This is a genomic window from Ruegeria sp. P10 (genome assembly GCF_056534925.1).
This window is the reverse complement of sequence record NZ_JBQERJ010000012.1, coordinates 25822-49649: the sequence shown is the minus strand read 5'-3', so window position 1 is coordinate 49649 and position 23828 is coordinate 25822. Positions and strand designations below refer to the sequence as shown.

Annotated in this window: 31 protein-coding genes; 18 read left to right on the top strand and 13 right to left on the bottom strand. The window is 60.4% G+C overall.

Annotated features, from left to right (window positions below; translation table 11 throughout):
* Nucleotides 1-4: 4 nt before the first annotated feature.
* The 3 genes from ACR0FB_RS18215 to cobD are packed head-to-tail and all read right to left on the bottom strand — an operon-like array spanning nt 5 to nt 3063.
* Nucleotides 5-1168 (bottom strand): lytic murein transglycosylase, encoded by a 1164-nt coding sequence (locus ACR0FB_RS18215; protein WP_171637596.1) that lies wholly within the window; start codon nt 1166-1168, stop codon nt 5-7.
* Between the two features lie 12 nt (nt 1169-1180).
* Complete coding sequence (cbiB, locus tag ACR0FB_RS18210; RefSeq protein WP_480621562.1) at nt 1181-2101, bottom strand: adenosylcobinamide-phosphate synthase CbiB; 921 nt, start codon at nt 2099-2101, stop codon at nt 1181-1183.
* Nucleotides 2098-3063 (bottom strand): threonine-phosphate decarboxylase CobD, encoded by a 966-nt coding sequence (cobD, locus tag ACR0FB_RS18205; RefSeq protein WP_480621561.1) that lies wholly within the window; start codon nt 3061-3063, stop codon nt 2098-2100. The genes cbiB and cobD overlap by 4 nt, the downstream gene beginning before the upstream one ends.
* A gap of 185 nt (nt 3064-3248) precedes the next feature.
* Here cobD and ACR0FB_RS18200 point away from each other — a divergent pair, with 185 nt between their 5' ends.
* On the top strand, nt 3249-3611 hold the full coding sequence (locus tag ACR0FB_RS18200) for a response regulator transcription factor (RefSeq protein WP_117869888.1): 363 nt from the start codon (nt 3249-3251) through the stop codon (nt 3609-3611).
* On the opposite strand, the gene ACR0FB_RS18195 is transcribed toward ACR0FB_RS18200, so the two are convergent.
* Nucleotides 3593-4582: a glutathione S-transferase family protein gene (locus ACR0FB_RS18195; RefSeq protein ID WP_480621560.1), complete on the bottom strand. Its 990-nt coding sequence runs from the start codon at nt 4580-4582 to the stop codon at nt 3593-3595. The two genes, ACR0FB_RS18200 and ACR0FB_RS18195, sit on opposite strands and share 19 nt — an antisense overlap.
* A gap of 213 nt (nt 4583-4795) precedes the next feature.
* Between ACR0FB_RS18195 and ACR0FB_RS18190 the strand changes: the two genes are divergently transcribed.
* Nucleotides 4796-5149 (top strand): hypothetical protein, encoded by a 354-nt coding sequence (locus ACR0FB_RS18190; RefSeq protein ID WP_171169191.1) that lies wholly within the window; start codon nt 4796-4798, stop codon nt 5147-5149.
* A 164-nt stretch (nt 5150-5313) separates the two neighbouring features.
* On the opposite strand, the gene ACR0FB_RS18185 is transcribed toward ACR0FB_RS18190, so the two are convergent.
* Complete coding sequence (locus tag ACR0FB_RS18185) at nt 5314-6486, bottom strand: MalY/PatB family protein (protein ID WP_480621559.1); 1173 nt, start codon at nt 6484-6486, stop codon at nt 5314-5316.
* 94 nt (nt 6487-6580) lie between these two features.
* On the opposite strand from ACR0FB_RS18185, the gene def (ACR0FB_RS18180) reads away from it, so the two are divergent.
* From def (ACR0FB_RS18180) to speB, 6 genes are read left to right on the top strand one after another with little or no spacing between them, the layout of a single operon-like run.
* Nucleotides 6581-7099 (top strand): peptide deformylase, encoded by a 519-nt coding sequence (gene def / locus ACR0FB_RS18180; RefSeq protein WP_171637587.1) that lies wholly within the window; start codon nt 6581-6583, stop codon nt 7097-7099.
* The gene (def, locus tag ACR0FB_RS18175) at nt 7096-7590 is read left to right on the top strand and encodes a peptide deformylase (protein ID WP_171120283.1); all 495 of its coding nucleotides are present in this window, start codon (nt 7096-7098) and stop codon (nt 7588-7590) included. Before def (ACR0FB_RS18180) ends, def (ACR0FB_RS18175) begins: the two co-directional genes overlap by 4 nt.
* Before the next feature lie 2 nt (nt 7591-7592).
* On the top strand, nt 7593-8507 hold the full coding sequence (gene fmt, locus ACR0FB_RS18170) for a methionyl-tRNA formyltransferase (RefSeq protein WP_480621558.1): 915 nt from the start codon (nt 7593-7595) through the stop codon (nt 8505-8507).
* 6 nt (nt 8508-8513) lie between these two features.
* Nucleotides 8514-8750 (top strand): hypothetical protein, encoded by a 237-nt coding sequence (locus ACR0FB_RS18165; protein ID WP_480621557.1) that lies wholly within the window; start codon nt 8514-8516, stop codon nt 8748-8750.
* A gap of 1 nt (nt 8751) precedes the next feature.
* Complete coding sequence (locus ACR0FB_RS18160) at nt 8752-8988, top strand: GlsB/YeaQ/YmgE family stress response membrane protein (RefSeq protein WP_171637580.1); 237 nt, start codon at nt 8752-8754, stop codon at nt 8986-8988.
* 60 nt (nt 8989-9048) lie between these two features.
* On the top strand, nt 9049-9870 hold the full coding sequence (gene speB / locus ACR0FB_RS18155) for an agmatinase (protein ID WP_171724848.1): 822 nt from the start codon (nt 9049-9051) through the stop codon (nt 9868-9870).
* Nucleotide 9871: 1 nt separating this feature from the next.
* Here speB and ACR0FB_RS18150 read toward each other — a convergent pair whose 3' ends face one another.
* The 7 genes from ACR0FB_RS18150 to ACR0FB_RS18120 form a co-directional block, all read right to left on the bottom strand.
* On the bottom strand, nt 9872-10474 hold the full coding sequence (locus ACR0FB_RS18150) for a COG3904 family protein (protein WP_171724849.1): 603 nt from the start codon (nt 10472-10474) through the stop codon (nt 9872-9874).
* Nucleotides 10475-10539: 65 nt separating this feature from the next.
* Complete coding sequence (locus ACR0FB_RS18145) at nt 10540-11163, bottom strand: TRIC cation channel family protein (protein WP_171637576.1); 624 nt, start codon at nt 11161-11163, stop codon at nt 10540-10542.
* Nucleotides 11160-11627, bottom strand: coding sequence for a ribonuclease HI (gene rnhA / locus ACR0FB_RS18140; RefSeq protein ID WP_152457071.1), 468 nt, complete (start codon nt 11625-11627; stop codon nt 11160-11162). Before rnhA ends, ACR0FB_RS18145 begins: the two co-directional genes overlap by 4 nt.
* Nucleotides 11620-12207: a class I SAM-dependent methyltransferase gene (locus ACR0FB_RS18135; protein WP_480621556.1), complete on the bottom strand. Its 588-nt coding sequence runs from the start codon at nt 12205-12207 to the stop codon at nt 11620-11622. The genes rnhA and ACR0FB_RS18135 overlap by 8 nt, the downstream gene beginning before the upstream one ends.
* A complete protein-coding gene (locus ACR0FB_RS18130) occupies nt 12204-12656 on the bottom strand; it encodes a DUF3429 domain-containing protein (RefSeq protein WP_171637574.1) in 453 nt (150 codons plus the stop codon). Before ACR0FB_RS18130 ends, ACR0FB_RS18135 begins: the two co-directional genes overlap by 4 nt.
* A complete protein-coding gene (gene ispH / locus ACR0FB_RS18125; RefSeq protein WP_152457074.1) occupies nt 12653-13603 on the bottom strand; it encodes a 4-hydroxy-3-methylbut-2-enyl diphosphate reductase in 951 nt (316 codons plus the stop codon). The genes ACR0FB_RS18130 and ispH overlap by 4 nt, the downstream gene beginning before the upstream one ends.
* Nucleotides 13604-13795: 192 nt before the next feature.
* Nucleotides 13796-14371, bottom strand: a complete 576-nt coding sequence (locus ACR0FB_RS18120; RefSeq protein ID WP_117869875.1) for a LabA-like NYN domain-containing protein — start codon at nt 14369-14371, stop codon at nt 13796-13798.
* 141 nt (nt 14372-14512) lie between these two features.
* On the opposite strand from ACR0FB_RS18120, the gene folK reads away from it, so the two are divergent.
* From folK to ACR0FB_RS18070, 10 genes are all read left to right on the top strand, one after another.
* Nucleotides 14513-15082, top strand: coding sequence for a 2-amino-4-hydroxy-6-hydroxymethyldihydropteridine diphosphokinase (folK, locus tag ACR0FB_RS18115; protein ID WP_480621555.1), 570 nt, complete (start codon nt 14513-14515; stop codon nt 15080-15082).
* Nucleotides 15083-15176: 94 nt separating this feature from the next.
* On the top strand, nt 15177-15530 hold the full coding sequence (gene rpoZ / locus ACR0FB_RS18110) for a DNA-directed RNA polymerase subunit omega (RefSeq protein ID WP_480621554.1): 354 nt from the start codon (nt 15177-15179) through the stop codon (nt 15528-15530).
* Nucleotides 15531-15556: 26 nt separating this feature from the next.
* Nucleotides 15557-17689 (top strand): RelA/SpoT family protein, encoded by a 2133-nt coding sequence (locus ACR0FB_RS18105; protein WP_171637571.1) that lies wholly within the window; start codon nt 15557-15559, stop codon nt 17687-17689.
* 16 nt (nt 17690-17705) lie between these two features.
* Nucleotides 17706-18404 carry a DUF2062 domain-containing protein gene (locus tag ACR0FB_RS18100; protein ID WP_171724853.1) on the top strand — a complete coding sequence of 233 codons (699 nt, stop codon included), beginning with the start codon at nt 17706-17708 and terminating at the stop codon, nt 18402-18404.
* Nucleotides 18397-19143 carry a pyridoxine 5'-phosphate synthase gene (locus ACR0FB_RS18095; protein ID WP_480621553.1) on the top strand — a complete coding sequence of 249 codons (747 nt, stop codon included), beginning with the start codon at nt 18397-18399 and terminating at the stop codon, nt 19141-19143. Before ACR0FB_RS18100 ends, ACR0FB_RS18095 begins: the two co-directional genes overlap by 8 nt.
* The gene (locus ACR0FB_RS18090; protein ID WP_209835292.1) at nt 19140-19763 is read left to right on the top strand and encodes a LysE family translocator; all 624 of its coding nucleotides are present in this window, start codon (nt 19140-19142) and stop codon (nt 19761-19763) included. The genes ACR0FB_RS18095 and ACR0FB_RS18090 overlap by 4 nt, the downstream gene beginning before the upstream one ends.
* The gene (acpS, locus tag ACR0FB_RS18085; RefSeq protein WP_171637565.1) at nt 19760-20179 is read left to right on the top strand and encodes a holo-ACP synthase; all 420 of its coding nucleotides are present in this window, start codon (nt 19760-19762) and stop codon (nt 20177-20179) included. The genes ACR0FB_RS18090 and acpS overlap by 4 nt, the downstream gene beginning before the upstream one ends.
* 60 nt (nt 20180-20239) lie before the next feature.
* On the top strand, nt 20240-21079 hold the full coding sequence (gene lepB / locus ACR0FB_RS18080) for a signal peptidase I (protein WP_480621552.1): 840 nt from the start codon (nt 20240-20242) through the stop codon (nt 21077-21079).
* Nucleotides 21076-21753: a ribonuclease III gene (gene rnc, locus ACR0FB_RS18075; RefSeq protein WP_171637563.1), complete on the top strand. Its 678-nt coding sequence runs from the start codon at nt 21076-21078 to the stop codon at nt 21751-21753. Before lepB ends, rnc begins: the two co-directional genes overlap by 4 nt.
* 155 nt (nt 21754-21908) lie before the next feature.
* Complete coding sequence (locus ACR0FB_RS18070; RefSeq protein WP_171637561.1) at nt 21909-22385, top strand: hypothetical protein; 477 nt, start codon at nt 21909-21911, stop codon at nt 22383-22385.
* A 51-nt stretch (nt 22386-22436) separates the two neighbouring features.
* On the opposite strand, the gene ACR0FB_RS18065 is transcribed toward ACR0FB_RS18070, so the two are convergent.
* Nucleotides 22437-23819 (bottom strand): multicopper oxidase family protein, encoded by a 1383-nt coding sequence (locus ACR0FB_RS18065; RefSeq protein WP_480621551.1) that lies wholly within the window; start codon nt 23817-23819, stop codon nt 22437-22439.
* Nucleotides 23820-23828 lie beyond the last annotated feature (9 nt).

The window sequence follows — 23828 nt, the reverse complement described above, 5'->3', positions numbered from 1 at the left end:
CCGCCTAAAGCCGGTTTAGCAGATCCACTGTCGGCCATGCATCGGCCGGCAGGCCAAGCCGCTTCTGTTCCGCCTGCACGGCCGCCCGCGTGCCAGCGCCCAGGATCCCGTCGACCTTGCCAACGTCATACCCCTTGGCCTGAAGCTTGCTTTGCAGCTGCTTCATCTGTGCACCGTTCAGACCCTGTGCGGGATTGCCGGCATCATAGATCTGTGCCCCTTCCAGACGTGTCCCGAAATAGGCGGCGGTCAATACATAAACAAAGCTCTGGTTCCATTCGAAATAGACGTCGAAATTCGGATAGGCCAGAAAGGCCGGGCCCTGGTGCCCTTGGGGCAGGATCAGCGAGGCAGGCAGGTTTGCCAGCGACCCGCTGCGTGCCTGAACGCCCATGGCCTGCCAATCGGCCACCGACCGGGGCTTGCCGGGGCCGGACAGCGACCAGTCCATCTGCGCGGGCACAGTGACCTCTTGCAGCCACGGTTCGCCTGCGCGCCAGCCCAGATGCGACAGCATCTTGGCGCCAGACATCAGTGCATCGGGGGCCGAGGTTTTCAGGCGGACATGCCCGTCGCCGTCACCATCGACACCGTTTTCAAGAATGTCCTGCGGCAGCATCTGGACCATACCGATTTCGCCGGCCCATGCGCCCGTTGTGCGGGCCGGGTCGAAATCACCATTCTGATAAAGTTCGATGGCGGCGAAGATTTGAGGGCGGAACAGGTCGGGGCGACGGCAGTCATGGGCCAACGTCACCAGCGCATTGCGGGTGTTGAAGTCGCCCTGAAATGATCCGTAATCGGTCTCGAACGCCCAGAAGGCCAGCAACACCCCGCGTGAGATTCCGTATTGCTTTTCGATCCGGTCAAACACCGCGTCGTATTTGCGCGACATCGCCTGCCCGCGTTCGATCCGGTTTTGCGAAATCAGACGACGGGAAAACTCGATAAAGGGTTTCTGAAACACCCCTTGCGCCCGATCGGCCTTCAGCACGGCGCTGTCCTGCTGCACGCCTTTGAAAAACGCGTTCACGGTGGATTTGTCAAAGCCTTGCTGCGTGGCCTCGGCCTTTAGCCCTTTGACAAAGGAATTGAAGCCGCCACCACATTGGGCCAGGGCAGGTTGGGCAAACAGGGTGGCGGCGATCAGGCCGGAAAGAAAACGCATGACAAATGTCCGTCAGTAAATCAGGTCGATCCCAACCGACACCGACACGAGCCCAAGCGCAAGCCCCCAAACACGCCACAACATGCGACATGCGCGGAAAATGTCCAAGGCTCCGATTTCGCGCTGAGCATTGCCATTGACCCATGCCAGATCCCGCACCTTGCCGTCATAGCTGCGCGGCCCGGCCAGGGCGACTTTCAAGGCGCGGGCCATGGCGGCCTCGGGCCAGCCCGCATTGGGCGAGATGTGACGGTGCGCATCTGCCACGATTTCGCGCCAGCGCGACCACTGGCCCGACAGCGCCACGATCATCAGGCAGGTCAGGCGGGCCGGGATCAGGTTCATCAGGTCGTCGAACCGGGCCGAAGCCCAGCCAAACGCGCGGTACGTTTCATTGCGATACCCGATCATGCTGTCGGCCGTGTTCACCGCCTTGTAGACCAGCAGCCCCGGCAACCCGGCAATCAGAAACCAGAAAGCAGGCGCGATGACGCCGTCGCTGAGGTTTTCAGCGGCGCTTTCGATGGCCGAGCGTGCCACCTGTGCCTCGGTCATGTCCCGTGTATCGCGTGAGACGATCATGGCCACCCGTGCCCGCCCCTCTGACAGCGAGGCCATCAGCCCTTCGCCCACGGCGCGCACATGGGTGACCAACGATTTTTGCGCCAACAGGATCGCGCAGACCAGGATTTCAACCACCGGCCCTAGCAGAGACAAACCCCAGCCAAGCGCCCCTGCGCCGCAAACCAGCAGGACAAGCACACCCACCCCTTTTGAACGGCGCAGGGCCCCGTGGTTCAAGCGTGTATCCAGCCAGCCGATCAGGTTGCCGATCATCACCGCCGGATGCCTGATGCGCGACCAGAGCCAGTCGGGTTCCCCCAGTGCTGCGTCCAGACACATGGCACAGACCAGCATCAGGCCAGGGCTCACAGGGCGGCCTCCAACCTGTTCCATCCATCCTCGGGCGGGAGCCCAAGGCGCAGATAGGTTTCAGAATAGGGGAAGATGCGGCTCCAGATGTGGGACCGTGCCAGACGACCTTGCCAATGGGCGGCGTTGTCGACCTGATAAAGTCGGAACAGGCTGGTGCCGCCGATCACTTTGGCCCCTTTTCTCGTGACCAGCGCATCCAGCCTTGAGGCTTCGTCAGCCAGACGCGCATGCGTGGCTTCCGCCCAACGGTTGTCCATCAAAGCCTGTGTGCCGATCCGCAAGGCCGGACCGGATACCGACCAAGGGCCGGTCAGATCGTTCAACCGGCTGATCATATCCGGCCGTCCGATGGCAAACCCCAGCCTAACCCCGGCCAGCCCCCAGAATTTGCCAAAACTCTTCAGCACGATCACGCCGGGGCGGTCTGCCAGATGGATCAGGGACTTGTCAGGCATGACGTCGCAAAAGCTTTCGTCAATCACGGTAAGTGGTGCCGATACGTCGCTTTCCTGCCAGATACGCCCGTCCGGGTTGTTTGGATGTACGATCACGCGGGCGTCGCTGGGCCCGTCTTGCCGTACCTTCCACCCCTGCGCCGAAAAGGCGGCGGCGTGTTCGTTATAGGTGGGCGGCGTGATCTGTACCGTACCCGTCGCGGCCAGAGCCGGCAGACGCGCGATGATCGCCGACGCTCCGGGCGCGGGCAGGATCGCGGCACGCTGCGGCACGTTCCAGAACCGGCGCGCGGCATCGCTGAGCCGTTCGAACTCCCCGTGATCCGGCAATTCGGCCCAATCCCCGGCCGTCAGGCCGGACACGGGATAGGCATGTGGATTGATGCCGGTGGACAGGTCGATCCAGTCGGTGCGTTGCCCACCATATTTGACAATTGCCTTGTCCAACCCGCCGCCGTGGTCACGAACCGCGCGTGGATTCAGACTTTCATCGAATGTGCTCATCTGCTCTCTCTGCGAGAAATTACCGCTTTTGGACCGCTTCAAGCGGATTTTCGCCTCTTACACAAGCAAATCCGCCTGTTCACGGGCCTGTGGGGCTGCTGTTAACACTTTGTTAAGGAAATAACGAGATCACGGACCATGGGGGTCGGCACCACTCACCATACCAAGTGCCGAGGTTGTTGCAAATGAAAGTTCTGATTGTTGAGAGTAATCCCGACCTTGGTCGGGTCTGGAAAAGGCATCTGGAACGGCAGGGCGCCGAGGTCACGCTGGTCGAGACGCAGGAAGCCGCCATTCTGGCGCTGTACGGCACGGATTTCGAAATCATCGTGCTGGATCTGGTTCTGGAAACTGGCAGTGCACTGGCTGTGGCCGATTTCGCAAGCTATCGCCGCCCCCAGGCGCGGGTGATCTTTGTCACCAACACCACCTTCTTCTCGGATGGATCGATATTTGCCCACAGCCCGAACGCCTGTGCTTATGTGCAAAGCGAAACACCGCCAGAGGATCTGGCGGCGATGGTCGAGCATTACGCAGCAGGGCGCTGATCGCGGTGGTGCGGTTCTGTGTAATCCAGCACCGGGTTAACCGGAATGATCCGGTGTGGATTGATGCTGTCATGGCTGTAGTGATAGTGGCGCACGATATGGTTCATGTTCACCGTGGGCGCCACGCCGGGCCATTGGTACAGTTCACGCGTATAGGCCCATAGGTTCGGGTAATCGATCAGGCGCCGCTTGTTGCATTTGAAGTGCAGATGATAGACCGGATCAAAGCGGATCAGCGTCGTAAACAGCCGCCAGTCAGCCTCGGTAATCCGATCCCCCATCAGGTAACGGTTCCGGGCCAGACGATCTTCCAACCAGTCCAGCGTGTCGAACAACGGGCCCACGGCGGCGTCATAGGCCGCTTGCGAAGTGGCAAAGCCGGACTTGTAGACGCCGTTGTTGACGTCTGTATAGATGCGCGCGTTGACCTCTTCGATTTCATCGCGCATCGCTTCGGGCCAGTAATCATCGGTATTGCCGGTGATCCCGTTGAAGGCCGAATTGAACATGCGGATGATTTCCGAGCTTTCGTTCGACACAATGGTTTCCTGCCGCTTGTCCCACAGGATCGGCACGGTCACGCGCCCCGAATAGGCTGGATCGGCTTTGGTATAGATCTGGTGCGCAAAACCCAGCCCGTAAAGGTCATCTCCCGTCGCGCCGTGAGCGTCTGTTTCAAAGGTCCAACCCTGATCCAGCATGTCCGGATGCACGACCGACACCGAGATCAGATCGCTCAGCCCTTTCAACTCGCGAAAAATCAGCGTGCGATGGGCCCAGGGGCAGGCATAGCTGACGTAAAGGTGATAGCGCCCGGGTTCTGCTTTGAACCCGCCTTTGCCTGATGGCCCCGCCTCGCCGTCAGCTGTCAACCAATTGCGAAACTGCGCTGCGCTGCGCTTGAATGCACCGCCCGTGGACTTGGTATCATACCAGGTATCGTGCCATTTTCCGTCGACCAGCAGGCCCATGTCTTTTCCTCCGCATGTGCGTTTCGAAAAACATAGGGCCAGGGCTTGCATCTTCCTATGCGAGCGCCCGCGCAAATGCTCTGCATCCGCGCACAGTCGAGTTCGGGATTTCTGTGCAACAAACCTCGGCTGGATCGTGTTTCTGTGACGTGGTTCACTGGATTTTTACAACTTGTCCCGCACAATAGAAGTCATTCACGGGGGAACGGATTAATGAGTACCTATGTTTCAAAGGAAATACGCGCCGAGTTGGACGCGGCCCGAATCGCCACATTGAAAAAAGCCAGCCGTTTACGGGTGGAGATGGGCGACAATACCTACAAAATACTCAAATTGTGGAAAGACGGTTTTACGGTTGAGGCGGAAACCACGCCGCGCCTGCGCGGGCTTGTCGATATCTTTGACGGGGCCAACCACCTCTATCAATGCCTCATCGTCGCGGATGAGGATGAAGGCGGTGAGATGCGGTATGAATTCAAACGCAGCACGGCCGCCCATGACAGCGCGCCGCTTGACTTTTACCGCGCGCCCGATGCGCCGATCGCCCTGCTGGGGCGTGACGACTAGGGGCGAATTTCAACCGGTATTCCGATTTGGCCCGGGTTTGGTCGATGCCAAAAGCCAGCGGTGCCAGCCTAAAGACAGGCACGCGCGGGCCAAAGCGGCCTCAACCAAGTCAACCGGCACCTGTGAAAACAGGGCAGGGCTTTCAAGCTCTGGCCAGCACGTACTTATTGCAGATCCCCGAAAGCACGTTTCAGCCGCAGGCAAGCTTCCTCGACCCGCGCCCGTTGAGTGGCGAGGTTGAACCGTTCAAACGTTTCTCCTCCAGTGCCGAAACCCGGACCTGACGATGTCGCGATCCGCGCGTCCTCGCGCAATCGGCGGACAAATTCGGCGTGATCCATGCCGGTGCCCGAGAAATCGACCCAGGCCAGATAGGTCGCCTGCAAGGGCATCGACCAGAGCCCCGGAATCTCGGTGATGGTCTGATCGAACAGACGCCTGTTTCCCTCCAGATGCGCGATCTGGGCATCTACCCATTCGGCCCCTTCGGGGCTGTAGGCGGCGGTGATCATCGCCACGCCCAACGCGCCGGGATCGTAATCCAATGTTTGCAGCCGTTGCTTCATGGCCGCGCGCAGTTTGGGATCGGGAATGATCATGTTGCCGGTCCGCTGCCCGGCGATGTTGAAGGTCTTCGACGCCGCAGTCAGCGTCACGGTCCACGGGCGTGCATCCGGGGCCGCCACGTCCATCGGCACAAATTTGGCGCCGGGATAGACCAGATCGTGGTGAATCTCGTCCGATACCAGGATCAAACCGTTCCGTTCGGCAAACGCAGCAACGGCCTGCAACTCGTCGGGCGTCCAGACACGACCCGACGGGTTTTGCGGCGAACACCACAGCAGCATCTTCTCGGACCCGTCCAACCGGGACTGGGCGTCGTCCAGATCCAGGCCGTAACTTTCCCCGTCCCGCACCAAAGGGCATTCCACGACCCGGCGGCCGGATTTGTTCACCTTGTGGGCAAACTCATGGTAAACGGGGGTAAAGATCACGATGCCATCACCGGGATCGGTCCAGACATCCAGCGACAGGGCGATTGCATTGCCCAAGCCCTGGGTGGTCAGAATCCAATCCGTGTCGATTTCCCAATCGTGGCGGGTTTTCATCCACCATTGAACCGAGGCCAGATAGTCCTGGTGCATCCATGAATAGCCGAACACGCCGTGATCTGCGGCTTTGCGCACGGCCTCGATCACGCAGGGTGCCGTTTTGTAATCGGAATCGGCCGTCCACATGGCCAGACCGCCCTCGGGCGAGACGCCATACAGCATCTCCATCTTGTCCCATTTTGAACTGTTGGTGCCCCGGCGGTCGATCAGGTCGTTGAAAGTCATGTCTGCTCCATTTTCTCGACCGAAAGCTAACCGCAAATCGGGCAGGTGCAAGGGGGGCGTTGCGGCGCGGGGCGGGATGGCCTAAATCAGCCTCATGAAACGCACTATCCTGATCCATCCCGATCCCCGCCTGAAAAAGGTCTGCGCGCCCGTATCCGACCTGACGGACGAGCTGCGCACGCTGGCTGACGACATGCTGGAAACCATGTATGACGCGCCCGGGATTGGCCTTGCCGCCCCGCAGATCGGTGTGCTGGAACGGTTGATCGTGCTGGATTGCATCAAGGAAGAAGGCGAGACCCCGCGCCCGCTGATCATGTTCAACCCCGAGGTCATCGCCTCTTCCGAGGAAACCAATGTATACGAAGAAGGATGCCTGTCGATCCCGGATCAATATGCCGAAGTGACCCGCCCCAAGGTGGTCGATGTCACCTGGATGGACGAGAAGGGAAACCTGCGACAGGAGACGTTCGACGGTCTTTGGGCCACTTGCGTGCAGCATGAAATCGACCATCTGAACGGCAAGCTGTTCATCGATTACCTCAAACCGCTGAAACGGCAGATGATTACCCGCAAGATGCAAAAGCTCAAACGTGAACGGGCGCGCGCATGACCGTCCGCACCTGTCTGCCTTGGCCTGACAAACGCTTGCGCACAAAGGCGGATGAGGTGACTGAAATCACCGATGACATTCGCCGGATTTGGCAGGACATGATCGACACGATGGAGGCGATGCCCGGTGTCGGTCTGGCCGCGCCGCAGATCGGAGTGATGTTGCGTCTGGCCGTGGTCGATGGGTCGGCCGAGCGGGGCAAGGCCGTGCGTCTGGCGAACCCGGAAATCCTGCACAGCTCGATCGAACTGCGTGAACATGAAGAAGCCAGTCCGAACCTGCCGGGCGTGTCGGCCAAGGTAAAACGCCCGCGCGCGGTGACTGTCAAATTCCTGAACGAGCAGGGCGTGGTGGACCGTCGCGATTTTGTCGGCATCGAGGCCACCAGTGTCCAGCACCAGATCGACCATCTGAATGGCCGGATGTATTTTGACCGGCTCAGCAAGGTCAAACGCGACATGCTGCTGCGCAAAGCCAAGAAACAGGGGTAAAGATGCGCGTTGTTTTCATGGGAACCCCTGACTTCTCGGTGCCGGTTCTGGATGCGCTGGTCGAGGCCGGGCATGAGATCGCCGCCGTCTATTGCCAACCCCCGCGCCCGGCGGGGCGGGGCAAGAAGGATCGCCCGACACCGGTTCACGCGCGGGCCCTGGCGCTGGGTCTGGACGTGCGTCACCCAACCTCGCTGAAACCGGCCGAGGAGCAGGACAGTTTTGCGGCACTGAACGCGGATGTGGCGGTGGTTGTGGCTTATGGGCTGATCCTGCCCCAGCCCATCCTTGATGCGCCGGCTCATGGCTGCCTGAACATTCATGCCAGCCTGTTACCGCGCTGGCGCGGGGCGGCTCCGATCCACCGCGCGATCATGGCGGGCGATGCGCAAACTGGCGTCTGTATCATGCAAATGGAGGCGGGCCTTGATACCGGCCCCGTGCTGTTGCGGCAGGCCACCGATATCGGGCCCGAGGAAACCACTGCGAAACTGCATGACCGGCTCTCGGCGATGGGCGCGGCCTTGATCGTTGAGGCGTTGGCAAAGCTGCCCGGCCTGACCCCTGATCCGCAGCCCGAGATTGGTGTCACCTATGCCGCCAAGATCGACAAGTCCGAGGCCCGCGTGGACTGGTCGCGCCCGGCGGTTGAGGTCGATCGGCAGGTCCGCGGGCTGTCGCCCTTTCCCGGGGCCTGGACCGAGATCGACGGCAACCGGGTAAAACTCCTCGCTTCGCGTCTGGCCGAAGGGCAGGGCGCGCCGGGCGAAGTTCTGAATGACGATCTGTATGTGGCTTGCGGGCAGGGCGCCATAGAACTGCTGCGCTTGCAAAGGGCGGGCAAAGGCGCGCAGGATAAGGAAACGTTCGTGCGGGGCTGGCCAATCCCGATCGGCACCCGGATGTCTTCGGAGTAAAGCCATATGTTCATGGTGATGGTGGGCACTGTCGTGATTGCCGGGATCGTCGGATATCTGTCCGAACAGACCGGTTTCACCCATAACGGCTATTTGCAATCCATCATCATCTGTGTGGGCGGGGCGTTCCTGTTCTATTTCGTCCGTATCATGTTCGGTATCAGCTTTGGTCCTCCGGGGCTGGATGCGGTGATTTCCTCTGTTGGTGCCCTGATCATCGTGCCGACCCACTGGAGGAAGTGACATGCCAATCGTCGCCCTGATCATCATCGGTGCAGCGGCAGGGTTTCTTGCCACCCGCCTGATGCGGATCGAGGCGGATATCCCGACGACCATGTTGATCGGTATCGTGGGGGCCCTGATCGGAGGGGCGCTGCTGCGGTTTCTTGTTACCGTTATGGGGTGGCTGTCTGGTTTTGTCGGGGCGGTTCTGGGCGCGTTGCTTGTGATTTGGATCTGGCAGACCTACCTGCGCCGCTAACCCCTTGACCCGGTGCCCTTCCTCCGTCCAGATCACATTCAACGAAAAAGGGGAATGATGATGCCGTATGATTTGAAGCCGGGTGATGTCGCTCTGATGGGTGTTCCTTTGGATCTGCATTCCTCGTTCCTGCAAGGGCCGGCCTTCGCACCCGGACGCATCCGCGAAGCGCTGCATTCCGGTGCCGCCAACCTGACCGCCGAAGATGGTACCGATCTGGGTGAAAGCGCCAAATTCAGGGATACCGGCGATCTGGATGTGTTCGAAATGCGCGGGCAGGAACCGATTGACCGGATCGAGGCCGAAGCGGCGAAGCGGATCGCAACCGGCGCACGCCTGTTGTCGCTGGGCGGCGACCATTCCGTGGCCTATCCGCTGATCAAGGCCCATGCAGATCGGTACGAAGGCCTGAACATCCTGCATATCGACAGCCACCCGGATCTGTACGACACGCAGGATATCGGCCCGCTCGGCCATGGCTGCCCCTTTGCGCGGGTGATGGAGACCTGCCCGGTCAAGCGTCTGGTGCAGGTCGGCATCCGCACCATGAACGCCCATCAGCGCGAACAGGCCAACAAGTTCGGCGTCGAGGTGATCGACATGCGCAACTGGCGCCCCGACTTGCAGATTTCATTCGATGGCCCGGTCTATCTGTCCCTTGATCTGGACGCGCTGGACCCGGCCTTTGCCCCGGGCGTCTCGCACTATGAACCCGGTGGGCTGAGCACGCGCGAGGTTATCGACCTGATCCACCGGTTCAAAGGTCAGCTGGTCGGGGCGGATATCGTCGAGCTCAACCCGCATCGCGACCCCTATGGCATGACGGCGATGGTGGCCGCGAAATTCGTCAAGGAAATCGGCGCGCGCTTGCTGAACGGTTGACTTACCGTTCGTCGCACACCGTCGCAGACCCAAGTGCCGGAGCACCCCTGGTGGTCAAATCGAACCGGTTCGCCTCGGCGGCGGTCATCCAGTGGATGCTGTCGGCCGGGGCTGCGAACAGAGTGTACCAGTAAAACTCCTCGTCCACGCCGATATCCTTGAAATAATCCAGGTATCGGTCATGTTCGGGATCGTCCTCGGGCAAGTCGGTGGCCACCAGACCCGACCCGGCCCAGCTGTGGACACCGACACAGGCCCCCGGTTGCAGCACGCGGCGGTTTCCGGCCAGGAACAGATCGGTGCCGCCGCTGGCAACCAGACCGTTCGATGGAACAACAGTATCGAACCCGGCCCTGTGCACTTCGCGGGCGAAGATGACATTGGCGTCATCATCAACCGATCCTTCAATGTATTGCAGAACCAAAGTGCGGGCTTCGGGGTTTTGGGCTGTCACTTCCTCAAAGGCAGACAGCGTTGTCTCGTCAATCGTGCCCGAGGCGATGATCTGGTCGCCCTGCGCAACAAAACTGACAGGGGTGTAATACGCGCCGCATGAGGCGAGCAGGGCCAGGCAGGCTGTGATGGATGCAAGTCTGAATGTCACGTTGGCCTCCGGGCTGTGCTTTCAAAAGGGGTATCAGCCAGCCGCTTTGGCGTCCACTATCGGGCTCAGTTGCGCGGCGGACGGCTTTTGTAGACCGGCAATTGCCAGCCAAACATCAACGACCCGGCACGCAACGCCCAGCACACCAAGGCGCAGAGAGCCAGAGAAAACGCAGGCTCTGTCCCCAATCGGGCAGCCAGAACCGCCGTCAGGGCACCTGTAAAGGCGCAGGACACATAAAGCTCACCTTGTTTCAGCACCAGCGGCACTTCGTTGCAGACCACATCGCGCATCAGCCCGCCCAGGCATCCGGTCGTCACACCCATCAAAACGACAATGACCCCGGACTGATCCAGCGACAATGCCGCGCCGGTTCCGGCCGCAACAGCCACTGACAGTGCAAAACTGTCCAGCCAGACCAGCCAGTTATAGCGGCTTTCCACCAGATGTGCGGTAAAGAACACCAGGACCGACGCCGCGACTGCGATCAGGATGTAATCCGGCTGCCCGACCCAAAAGATCGGGTGACGATCCAGCAAAAGGTCTCGTACAGTGCCGCCCCCGACGGCAGTCAGGCAGGCCATGAAGGCAAATCCCACCAGATCCAGCTGGGCACGGCTGGCCACCAGTGCCCCCGTCAACGCGAAGATCAGAACCGAGGCATAGTCCAGCAGCGTCAGCGCGGTCACGCCTGTGCCTTTTTCGGTTTGAACGGCGCCATTCCGGCCCGGGCCAGCTCATCAGCTTTTTCATTCTCGGGGTGGCCTGCGTGGCCCTTGACCCATTCCCATGTCACATCATGCCGTTCCTGCGCCTCGTCCAGACGCTGCCAAAGATCGACATTCTTGACCGGTTTCTTGTTCGAGGTTTTCCAGCCGTTGCGTTTCCAACCAAAAATCCAGCCAGTGACGCCGTTCTTCACATAGGCACTGTCGGTGACGACGGTTATCTTCGACGGTCGCTCCAGCGCTTCAAGCGCGCTGATGGCGGCCAGCAACTCCATCCGGTTGTTGGTCGTCTCGGCCTCACCCCCGTTCAGCTCACGCTCTTTCAGAACGCTGTCCCCGTCCATCGCGCGCAACAGCACGCCCCAGCCTCCGGGGCCGGGGTTTCCGGAACAGGCACCGTCTGTATAGGCAAACAATTCAGGCATGGGCGAACACCAGGATATATCCGTCATACGATCCGGCCAGGCCTTTGCCCATGCCATGGACTGCGCGGTCAATCGTGAACCCGGCCTTGTTCAAGGCGTCCTCGATCTCGGCCTCCGTGTAATAGGAATAATAACGATCCAGATCATCCCGATGTTCACCAGTGCCCAGCTTCATCCCCAGAAACAGCTGTCCACCGGGTTTCAGAGCCCTGTGGATCGCATTCAGATGCCGCTGGAAATCAGCGCGCGGCGCGTGCAGCAGGGAAAAGCTGGCGTAAACACCGTCATATTCGGCTGTCTCGGTGACGTCATCGAACGTACCCAGATGAGCATCCACACCGTTTTCGCGCGCATGTTCAACAAAGGCCGGCGTTGCATCCAGCGCGCGAACCTTCAGCCCCTGACGCATCAGGAACCCGCTGTCCGATCCCGGCCCGGACCCCAAATCCAGCACATAGCTGCTTGGGCCGACCGCATCAGCAAAAGCCTGTCGGGCCTCAAGCTGCTCGGGCGGCAGAGGGATCTTCAGATATTCCGCCACCCTGTTGGTATAAGCGGTGATCGTACGTTCATCGGTCACAGATAGACTCCGACTGCAAGACTGGCCAATACGACCGCGGTCAGCAGGATGCGCAACCGCATCCACCAGACCGGTGTCAGGCGCCAGTAGGAAAACAGGGCATCCAGCAACAACAAACCAGCGAACCCATACATCAGATTGGTGCCCGCATTCACCGGCCCACCACCTGTCATGGCAAAGGCCCAAAGCGCGGGCAGAACCGACAACAGATAACACAGGGCCGCCTTGCTGCCCGATGTCTTGGTGGCAAAACCCCAGAGTACACCGGACATGAAGCTGAGGATGACTGATCCATAGAACAGTTGCACATAAGGGCCCACGAAACGCGGGCCAAAGGTTTGCGCGCCCCAGGCATTCAGATCGCCATTCAGATAGGTCAGGGCGCCCCAGATAAACGGGATCAGTCCCGCCAGCCCCAGATAGAGAGGCGCTTTCGGCACTCCGTTCACGCCGGTTGCCTCAACACGCGGGGAACTTTGAACTCGACGTTTTCAACGGCGGTCTCGACCGGCTCGACGGTGACATCATAATGCGCGCTGAACGCTTCGATCACCTCGTTTACCAGAACCTCCGGGGCCGACGCGCCTGCGGTGACAGCCACGGTCGAGATACCCTCGAGCGCGCGCCAGTCAATCTCGGTGGCGCGCTGGACCAGCTGCGCGTACTGGCACCCCTCGCGCGAGGCAACCTCGACCAGACGGCGCGAGTTCGATGAGTTCGGCGCGCCTACTACCAGCAAGGCGTCCGCCTTGGGGGCCACGGCTTTCACCGCTTCCTGCCGGTTGGTGGTGGCGTAACAGATATCTTCCTTGTGCGGTCCGACAATGGCCGGGAACCGGGCCTGAAGGGCGGCTATGATATCCTTGGTGTCATCGACCGAAAGGGTGGTTTGGGTGACAAAGGCCAGCTTATCCGGGTCACGCACCTGCACCGTGGCCACGTCGTCCACGGTCTCGACCAGCAGCACATCGCCCTCGGGCAGCTGCCCCATGGTGCCCACGGTTTCGGGATGGCCTTTATGGCCGATCATGATCATCTGCAACCCCGCGTCCGCGTGGCGCTGCGCCTCGACATGCACCTTGGAAACCAGAGGACAGGTGGCGTCCACATAGATCATCTCGCGCTGGGCAGCCTCGGCGGGAACGGATTTCGGAACACCGTGGGCGGAAAAGATCACCGGGCGGTCATCGGGGCATTCCTGCAATTCTTCGACAAACACAGCCCCTTTGGCGCGAAGGCCATCGACCACGAATTTGTTGTGCACGATCTCGTGGCGCACATAGACCGGTGGTCCCCATTTCTGCAAAGCCATCTCAACGATTTTGATGGCACGGTCCACACCGGCGCAGAACCCGCGTGGGGCGGCAAGGTAAAGTGTCAGTGGCGGCTTTTTCATCAGGCTGTCTCCTTGTGGCACAGGTAAGTCTTTTCCCGGCCTTGGTCCAGACAGGACATTGTCATTCATCTGACACGAATCGTTGCTACTCGGGTGATGTTTAAGCACCTGTACCTTGTTAAAGAAGCGCGGCCAGGACTGATGTCCTGACCGCGCAAATTTTTTCCCCATCATGACAGGCTTGTCGCCTTGTCAGCTGTTGCTGGCAACAGCGACGCTGCGATGCTCCGTCGGCATTTCACGCGGCGGGCGACCGATGACATCGCGCAGATCTTCCAGTTCGATGAAATTGTCGGCCTGGCGGCGCAGTTCGTCCGAGATCATCGGCGGTTGGCTGCGGATGGTCGAAACCACAGATACGCGCACGCCCTGCCGTTGCAGGCTGGCGATCAGCGGGCGGAAATCCCCATCACCCGAGAACAGCACGATATGATCGACGCGCGGCGCCAGTTCCATGGCATCGACGGTAAGCTCGATATCCATATTTCCTTTGACTTTCCGACGCCCCATGCTGTCGGTGTATTCCTTGGCCGGTTTCGTAACCATGGTGAAGCCGTTGTAATGCAGCCAGTCAACCAATGGGCGGATCGGCGAATACTCGTCGTTTTCCAGCAGCGCTGTATAATAGAAGGCCCGAAGAAGCTTGCCGCGGCGCATGAATTCCTGCCGCAGAAGTTTGTAGTCAATGTCGAAACCGAGTGCTTTTGCCGCGGCATAAAGATTCGAGCCGTCGATGAACAGCGCTAGCCGTTCGTCTTTATAAAACATAAATGTTCCCTTCCGGTATAATCCAGTGCGTGCCGCGTTACGTGAGTGAGTGAGTGATAAAATGACGCGCCCTGGTACGCCTATAATTAGAACTTCTGTCGATTATCGCAAGTATGCAATGGGTCGAATGTAGGGTATCACATGAGCAAATCCATGCCAAATGCCGTTGTTGCGCTGGGCGCAAATCTCGATTTGAGAGGAAATGGTCCCGCTGTAACACTTCAGAACGCGCTTGACGCGTTATCGCGTCACGATGTGGTGATTCGCTCCGTCAGTCGTTTTTTTTCCACCCCGTGCTTTCCCGCCGGGGCAGGCCCGGATTATGTGAATGCTGCGGCGCTGATTGCGACCGAGAAATCTCCGTCGCAGCTGTTGCAGGTGCTGCACGAGGTGGAACAGGAATTCGGGCGTGAACGGGTGCAGCGCTGGGGGATGCGGACGCTGGATCTGGATCTGGTCTGTTTCGAAGATCAGGTCCTGCCGAATCGCGCCACGTTTGATCGCTGGCGGACCCTGCCGACCGACGCGCAAAGGCAAGAGGCACCGGATCAGTTGATCTTGCCGCATCCGCGCCTTCAGGATCGCGCCTTTGTCCTGGTGCCGATGGCCGATATCGTGCCCGACTGGCGTCATCCGGTTCTGGGTCGCACGGTCTGCGAGATGATCCAGACCCTTCCCGCGGCAGAGGTTGCGGCGGTCACGGCGCTGTGATCCGTGCAAATGCAGCATTTCCTGCTTGTCAAGGCGCGGATTCGCGCTTAGATAAACCCCTTCCTGACATGGATTCAGAAACGGAGAGCGCCCAATGGCCCGCGTGACGGTTGAAGATTGCGTAGACAAGGTTCCAAACCGGTTCGAGCTGGTGATGCTCGCCGCCCATCGGGCGCGTGAGATTTCCGCCGGTGCATCGATTACCGTTGACCGCGACAACGACAAGAACCCTGTCGTGTCTCTGCGTGAGATCGCCGATGAAACCCAAAGCGCGGACGAACTGCGCGAGCGCCTGATCGAGGCCAACCAGACCCAGATCGAGGTTGATGAGCCCGAAGAAGATCAGATGGCGCTGCTGATGGGTGCCGAAACGGACAGACCCGCCATGGACGACATGTCGGAAGAGAAGCTCCTGCGCGCTCTGATGGAGGCTCAAGGGCAGGGGTAAGCCCTGAAGACGAAGGTGCGGACCGGATGATTTCTGCTGACGATCTGATTGCGCTGGTCCGCAACTACAATCCCAAGACGAATGCTGACCGCATTGCGCTGGCCTATGAATTTGGCCAGCAGATGCACGAAGGGCAGTTCCGCCATTCCGGCGAGCCCTATTTCACTCATCCCGTTGCCGTTGCCGCTATCCTGACCGAACAGCGTCTGGATGATGCGACCATAATCACGGCGCTGCTTCACGACACGATCGAAGACACCAAGGCCAACTATGGCAAGGTGGCTGAACTTTTTGGGGATGAAGTCGCCAAACTGGTCGACGGCGTCACCAAGCTGACCAATCTGCAACTGTCCAGTCGCGAGACCAAGCAGGCCGAGAACTTCCGCAAGCTGTTCATGGCCATGTCCAAGGACTTGCGCGTGATCCTGGTCAAGCTGGCCGACCGTTTGCACAACATGCGGACGATCAAGGCGATGCGTCCCGAAAAACAGATCGTCAAGGCCCGCGAGACGATGGACATCTACGCACCGCTTGCGGGCCGGATGGGTATGCAGTGGATGCGCGAGGAACTGGAAGACCTGGCTTTCCGTGTTCTCAATCCCGAAGGCCGCCAGTCGATCATCCGTCGCTTTATTACCCTGCAACGCGAGACCGGCGACGTGATCCATCGCATCACCGGCGACATGCGGCACGAGTTGGAAAAGGCCGGGATCGAGGCCGAGGTGTTCGGCCGCGCCAAGAAACCCTATTCGATCTGGCGCAAGATGCAGGAAAAGGATCAGGGCTTTTCGCGCCTGTCCGACATCTATGGGTTCCGCATCATCACCCAGACCGAGGAAGACTGCTATCGAACCCTGGGGGCCATCCACCAGCGCTGGCGCGCGGTGCCGGGGCGCTTCAAGGACTACATCAGCCAGCCCAAATCGAACGGTTACCGTTCGATCCACACCACGGTGTCGGGCCGGGACGGCAAACGGGTCGAGGTCCAGATCCGCACCCGCCAGATGCACGACGTGGCCGAAACCGGGGTCGCGGCGCATTGGTCCTATCGCGACGGTGTGCGCACCGAGAACCCGTTCGCCGTCGACCCGGCCAAATGGATTTCCAATCTGACCGAGCAGTTCGACAACGAGGAAGATCACGAAGACTTCCTCGAGGCCGTCAAGCTCGAGATGTATTCGGACCAGGTGTTCTGTTTCACCCCCAAGGGCGACGTGGTGAAGCTGCCGCGTGGCGCGACGCCGATCGATTTTGCCTATGCCATTCACACCCGGATCGGTCATGCCTGTGTCGGGGCCAAGGTTGACGGGATCCGCGTTCCGCTCTGGACGCGGCTCAAGAATGGCCAGTCCGTGGACATCATTACCGCCGATGGTCAGACGCCGCAGGTCACGTGGCTGGAGATTGCAGTCACCGGCAAGGCCCGTACCGCCATTCGCCGCGCCCTGCGCGAGGTGGATCGGGAACGATTCATCAAGCTGGGCAAGGAACTTGCCCGTTCCGGGTTCGAGCACGTGGGCCGCAAGGCGACCGACAAGGCGCTGGATACCGCAGCAAAACACCTGCGCCTGAAAGACCGGCACGAGCTGCTGGCCCGCCTTGGCAGCGCCGAACTGACCGCACATGAGGTGGTTCAGGCCGTCTATCCCGAACTTGCCAAGGACGACGGCGACGCCATTCCGCTGCGCCGTGCGGTGATTGGCCTGGAGCCGGGGCAGAAGTTCGACCGGGCCCCCTGCTGTCAGCCGCTGCCGGGGGAACGTATCGTCGGTATCACCTATCGGGGCAAGGGCGTGGTCGTGCATGCCATCGATTGCGATCGGCTCAGCGAGTTCGAAGGCGAACCTGACCGGTGGGTCGATCTGCACTGGCATTCGGGCACGCACCCGGCCGTCTATGGCGCGACGCTGGATCTGACCATTGGCAACGATGCCGGGGTTCTGGGGCGTATTTGCACATTGATCGGCGAGAAAAAGGCCAATATCTCGAACCTGGAATTTGTTGACCGCAAACCGGATTTTTACCGCCTTCTGATCAATGTCGAACTGCGCGACCTTGAACAGCTTCATTCACTCATGCTGATGCTGGAGGCGGAAAGCGACGTTGCAGCGGTCGAACGTTATCGGGACCGGACCAAAACCGCGACCGCGGCTGGCTGAGAAGGGGTGATCACGGGTGGTATTCAAGCGCCGAGACCGACGCTCTCCAGTCCAGATTGCATCGGATTTCGTCTATCCGCGTGGCGGATGGACCCGCGCCTTCCATTACGTGAAACACCGCGTCCGGCGCTTGCCGGATACCCCTGACCGGATCGCGCGCGGTATAGGGGCGGGTGTTTTCGCGGCCTTTACGCCGTTTTACGGGTTGCATTTTCTTGTCGCCGCCATCGGTGCCCGGCTGATCAAGGGAAATATTCTGGCCGCGCTCAGCGGCACGTTTTTTGGCAACCCGCTCACCTATGTTCCGATCGGGGTGATCTGTCTTCAGACTGGGCATTTCCTGCTGGGGACAGAATACGAAGAAGGCGACACACAAGGGCTGATGGGCAAATTCGCCAGCGCCATAGGGGACCTCAAGAACAATTTTCTGGCGTTGTTTACGGATCGCGTGGCCGACTGGCACGGGCTGTCGCAGTTCTACGATGACGTCTTCTATCCCTATATGATCGGTGGGATCATTCCGGGCGTCGTTGCGGGGGTGATCTGCTATTACCTCAGCCTGCCGCTGATCCTGACGTATCAGCAGCGCCGCCGCGCCAGGATCAAGGCGAAGTTCGAGGAAATCAAGCGTTTGGCCGAAGATTCGGCTGCCGTTTCTTCGGCAGAGCCTCTAGGCTCGGGCAGAAACATGCAAAAGGAATCGAGTGATGTCTGAGAACCATCTGCGTCTGGGTGTGAACATCGATCACGTGGCCACCGTGCGCAATGCGCGGGGTGGGGATTATCCAGATCCGCTGCGCGCTGCCAAACTGGCGGAAGAAGCGGGGGCGGATGGCATCACCGCGCATCTGCGCGAAGATCGACGCCATATCTCGGACGCCGATATCGACGGGTTGATGGAGGTTCTGTCGGTGCCGCTGAATTTTGAGATGGCCGCGACGCCCGAGATGCAGAAAATCGCCCTGCGCCACAATCCTCACGCGGTCTGCATCGTGCCTGAAAAGCGCGAAGAGCGCACGACCGAAGGCGGGCTTGAAGTCGCGCGCGAGGAAAACAAGCTGGCGCATTTCATCGCGCCCCTGCGTGAGGCCGGCTGCCGCGTGTCGATCTTCATTGCCGCCGATCAGCGTCAGATCGAAGCCGCGCATCGCATTGGTGCCGAAGTGATCGAGCTGCACACCGGCGCCTATTGCGACGCCCATGCCGAAGGTCGCATGGAAGATGCCGAACGCGAGCTTGAGTCGCTGCGCCAGATGTCCACCTTCGCCCATTCGCTTGGGCTCGAGGTTCATGCGGGCCATGGCCTGACCTATGACACCGTAAAACCGGTTGCCGCTTTCCCAGAAGTAAAAGAGCTGAATATCGGTCATTTCCTGATTGGCGAGGCGATTTTTCTGGGCATGACCCCGGCCATTCAGGCAATGCGTCGCCTGATGGACGAGGCGCGCGCGTGATCACCCCCGGCTTTGTCGCCATCTGGTTCGCCTGGCTGATGGCCGGGGGCTCTCCGGGCCCCGCCACGATGGGCATTGCCGGAACCGCCATGAACGAAGGCCGCCGCGCTGGTCTGGTCTTCGCGCTGGGCATCTGTGCCGGGTCCGCCGCCTGGGGCATTGCTGCAGCGCTTGGCCTGTCGGCGATCATGCTGGCCAATGTCTGGGTGTTCGAAGTGATCCGCTATGTCGGCGTGGCCTATCTGGGTTGGCTGGCCCTCAAGGCCCTGCGCCGCGCGATGACCGCGGATGAGGTCGCTTTGGGCAGACCGGTCACGGGCGCGCTGCCGACGATCTTCGCCAAAGGTGCCGCCATCCACCTGACGAACCCCAAGGCGATCCTCAGCTGGGGCTCGATCTATGCCATCGTCGCCCCCAGCGATGCCAGCCTTTCGATGCTGCTGGGCTATTTCACCATGCTCTATGCTGGATCGTTGATGATTTTTATCGGCTATGCGTTTCTGTTTTCCTCCGAACGCCTGGTTCGAACCTACCGCCGCGCCCGCCGCTGGTTCGATTTCGCCTTTGCCGGGTTCTTCGGGGTGGCGAGTTACAAGATCCTCACGGTGCGGTTGTCATGATCCTCGGAATCGGCACAGACCTCGCAAACATCGACCGCATCCAGGGCACGCTCGACCGGTTCGGCGACCGCTTCCGCAACCGGGTCTTCACCGACACCGAACAGCGCAAGGCCGAACGCCGCGCCGATACGGCCGGAACCTATGCCAAACGCTGGGCCGCGAAAGAGGCCTGTTCCAAAGCGCTCGGCACCGGCCTGCGCATGGGCATTTCGTGGAAGGACATGGCCGTCACCAATCTGCGCACCGGCCAACCGGTGATGCACGTGACCGGCTGGGCCGCCGAGCGCCTCAAGGAAATGACCCCCGACGGGCACGAGGCGATCATCCACGTCACCCTGACCGATGATCACCCTTGGGCGCAGGCTTTTGTGGTGATCGAGGCGCGTCCGGTTCAAGATCAGCCCGCGCAGCCTTGACTTGCCCCCATCCCCCCCGCATGTAGCAGCGAAGCCAAGCAAAGAACTGGAGCGAGCAGAATGGCCGAGGACGCCAAAACCGGAAATCCCGTCTGGGAGACGATCAAGACCATCGTCTACGCGCTGTTGATTGCCGGCGTGTTCCGCACCCTCTTCTTTCAACCGTTCTGGATCCCCTCGGGCTCGATGAAGCAGACGCTGCTGATCGGCGATTTCCTCTTCGTCAACAAGATGGCCTATGGCTATTCCTACGCATCCTGCCCCAGCCTGATCATCCCCAGCGTCGGCCTGAACGTGGATGCCGAAGATATCTGTGGCTGGATGCAGGGCGAAGACAATACCCGTATCTGGGGCGGTGATCCCGAACGTGGCGATGTCATCGTCTTTCGCCATCCGGTCACCGGGCGTGATTATATCAAACGCCTGATTGGGTTGCCGGGCGACCGGATCCAGGTCCGCAATGGCCAGATCATCCTCAATGGCACTCCGGTTCCTCAGCAGCCCGACGGCGTGTTTACTGAAATTGCCGAACCGCAAGGCCCGCAGCGCCTGCGCCCCCGCTGTGAAAACGGCCCTGTTGGAATCGGTGGTACCTGTGAAAAGTCGCGCCTGATCGAAACCCTGCCCAACGGTGTGTCCTATGACGTGCTGAATATCGGCAACCAGGCATCGGACAATACCGGCATCTATACCGTGCCCGAGGGTCATTATTTCTTCATGGGTGACAACCGTGACAATTCCAGCGACAGCCGTCTGCCGCAATCTGCCGGTGGTGTCGGATACGTGCCTTACGAAAACCTGATCGGTCGTGCCGACCGGATCATGTTCTCGTCCGCGGGCCGTTCGATGCTGTTCTTCTGGACATGGCGCGGTGATCGGTTCTTCAAGGCGGTCAAATGAAGCTCTCGGCTGAAATAAAGGCGTTCCAGCGGCGATTGGGGTATGAGTTCAAAAACCCCGAACTGCTGGTGCGCGCGCTGACCCATGGCTCGGTGTCTTCGTCCACCCGCCCCGACAATCAGCGGCTGGAGTTTCTGGGAGACCGGGTGCTGGGCCTTGTCATGGCCACTGCGCTGCTTGAAGCAGACAAGAAGGCGTCCGAGGGTCAGTTGGCCCCACGGTTCAACGCACTGGTCCGCAAAGAAGCCTGCGCTGATGTGGCCCGCCAGATTGACCTGGGCGCGGTGTTGAAACTAGGCCGGTCCGAGATGCTGTCCGGTGGCCGTCGCAAGCAAGCGCTGCTGGGCGACGCGATGGAGGCCGTGATCGCTGCAATCTATCGGGATACGGGGTTTGAGGCCGCCCGCGATGTCATCCTCGCCCTCTGGGGGGACCGCATCCACAAGGTCGAGGCCGACGCCCGCGACGCCAAAACCGCGCTTCAGGAATGGGCGCAGGCGCGCGGCCAGAAACCACCCAGCTATGTCGAGGTCAAACGCAGCGGCCCCGACCACGCCCCCGTCTTCACCATCGCCGCCCGCCTTCAGGACGGAACCGAGGCACAAGCCACGGCAGGTTCCAAGCGCCAGGCCGAACAGGCGGCCGCCAAGGCCTTGCTGGAGCGGGTCGGCTGATCTCTGTCTAAGCTCGACCTGTCACAAACTTCAATCTAACTTGAAGACTATAGAAGCCACGACAGACGACCTGTATCTGGGTATCAGTCGTTTTGGCACCAGTCAGGCTACGGCAGGTCAAAGCACTCAGGAAACAACATAAAAAAGGCAATCTAATGCAACGTGCTAAACTCTCGCTCGTCAATATCGGCTTTCTGTTCATTGCCGGGTTTGTGGCAACCATGGCCTTCGATTTCTGGGGGCAGGTTGTCAGTCCCGGGATCGGCTGGGCCAACCTGTCACCCGAAGGTCTGGCGCAGAGTTTGCTGTCCAGTCTGGGCCTGCCCAGCAACGCTTTTCTGGGCTTCTTTGTGCATTTCTACATTGTCGGCCTGATTGCCTATCCTTTGGGTTGGTTCCTTATTTTCCAGCCAATCTGGGTCAAGGTTCTGGGTCCGGCCCACATCTTTGTAGCCTCGGCAATCTATGGTTTCGGTCTGTGGGTGTTTGCTATCGGAGGTGTCACGACCTTTGCCGGTCTGCCACCGTTCCTGAACTTTGTCGGCATCACATGGGTCGCGCTGATCGGACACGTTTTGTACGGTATCGTGTTTGTGGCCGTGCTGAACCCCATCCTGCGCCGTCACCCGTGATCTGACCCGTACTATCCGTCGGTCCGGTGTCGGGCCGACGGTTTTCATTGATCACTCCACGCGAATGAACCCGGTCAGCCCGGTTTTCTGATGTTCGATCACATGGCAATGAAACGCCCAGTCGCCGGGGTTGTCCGCCACCAGTGCGATATCCGCCACCTCATCCTTCAACAGCAGCATCGTGTCCGTCATCAGCGGTGGCAGGGTGCGCAGGTTGGATCGCAGCGGCACGAAGGCCAGCCCGTGCAGGTGGATCGGGTGCAGATTGGGCGATTCATTGCGCAATCGCAAAACATAGCTCTTGCCCCGTTGCAGCACGGCCAGCGGCCCGGTTTCCTGCGCCGCATCGCCCGGCCAGGGTGTGCGGTTGATCGACCAGAAACTATAGCCCAACGACCCGCAGAACCCGTCATTCGGGGCGCCGCCTTCCGGGGTCCAGCCGAACACGAATTCATGCAACTCGGCCTGATCAAGATCTGGGCGCGCGACAGGGTTTGCACGCAATGGGCGCAGCTCTCGCAGATCGCGCGCCGCTGATGTGCCGGTCGCCCGCAAGCGCGCCATGGCGCGATGTGGTTGACCGGGAAACTTGGCTATCAGGTCCGCCGACTGCCCTTCGCCCTCGGGCATCCGGACGGCAATATCCACCCGTTGACCGGGGCCCAGAAACAGCGGTTCGTCCGCCGTTGGCACCGGCAGATCGATCTCGACCGGATGCCCGTCCCAGGCGATGATCCGGGTCTCGGCCCCCTCAGGATGCAACCTATAGATGCGGGTCGTGTCCGTGTTGACCACCCGCAGTCGCACCAGACTACCCGCCGTGTGTTCATAGACCGCCTCGCTCTGCCAGTTGGCGGTCTGCACCGTGCCAAACGTGCCCGCCCGCGCCGCACCTCGCGCCGTATAGGCAGGCAGGAACGCGTCATCCTCGTCCAGACGGAAATCCCGCAGATTGATCACCTGTTCGCTGTCGAACCCCGGCTCGTCCGGCTCGGCAATCACCATCACGCCGGTCAGCCCGCGCGCCATCTGGTCCATCGTCATGCAATGGGGATGATACCAATACGTGCCCGCATCCGGCGGCGTGAACTCATAGGCGAAACTTTCGCCCTCGCCGATGGGCATTTGGGTCAGGTAGGGCACCCCGTCCATCCCGTTTCGAATGCGCAGCCCGTGCCAGTGCATCGAGGTATAATCCGGCAAGGTGTTGCGAACGCTCAGCCGCATAGGCTCGCCCTGCCGCCCATACAGAATCGGCGGCGGCGCATCGGGCGACAGGCTGACCATCCCTGTGGTCAGCCCTTCGCGCAGCCGGTAACTGGCGGGTTGCAGCACCAGCTCCTGCGCCGCATTGCCTGCCGCCAGCGACCATCCGCCCAACCCAAACGCACCAGCGGCGGCACCGCTTCCAAGAAGAAACTCGCGACGTTTCATGACAACCTC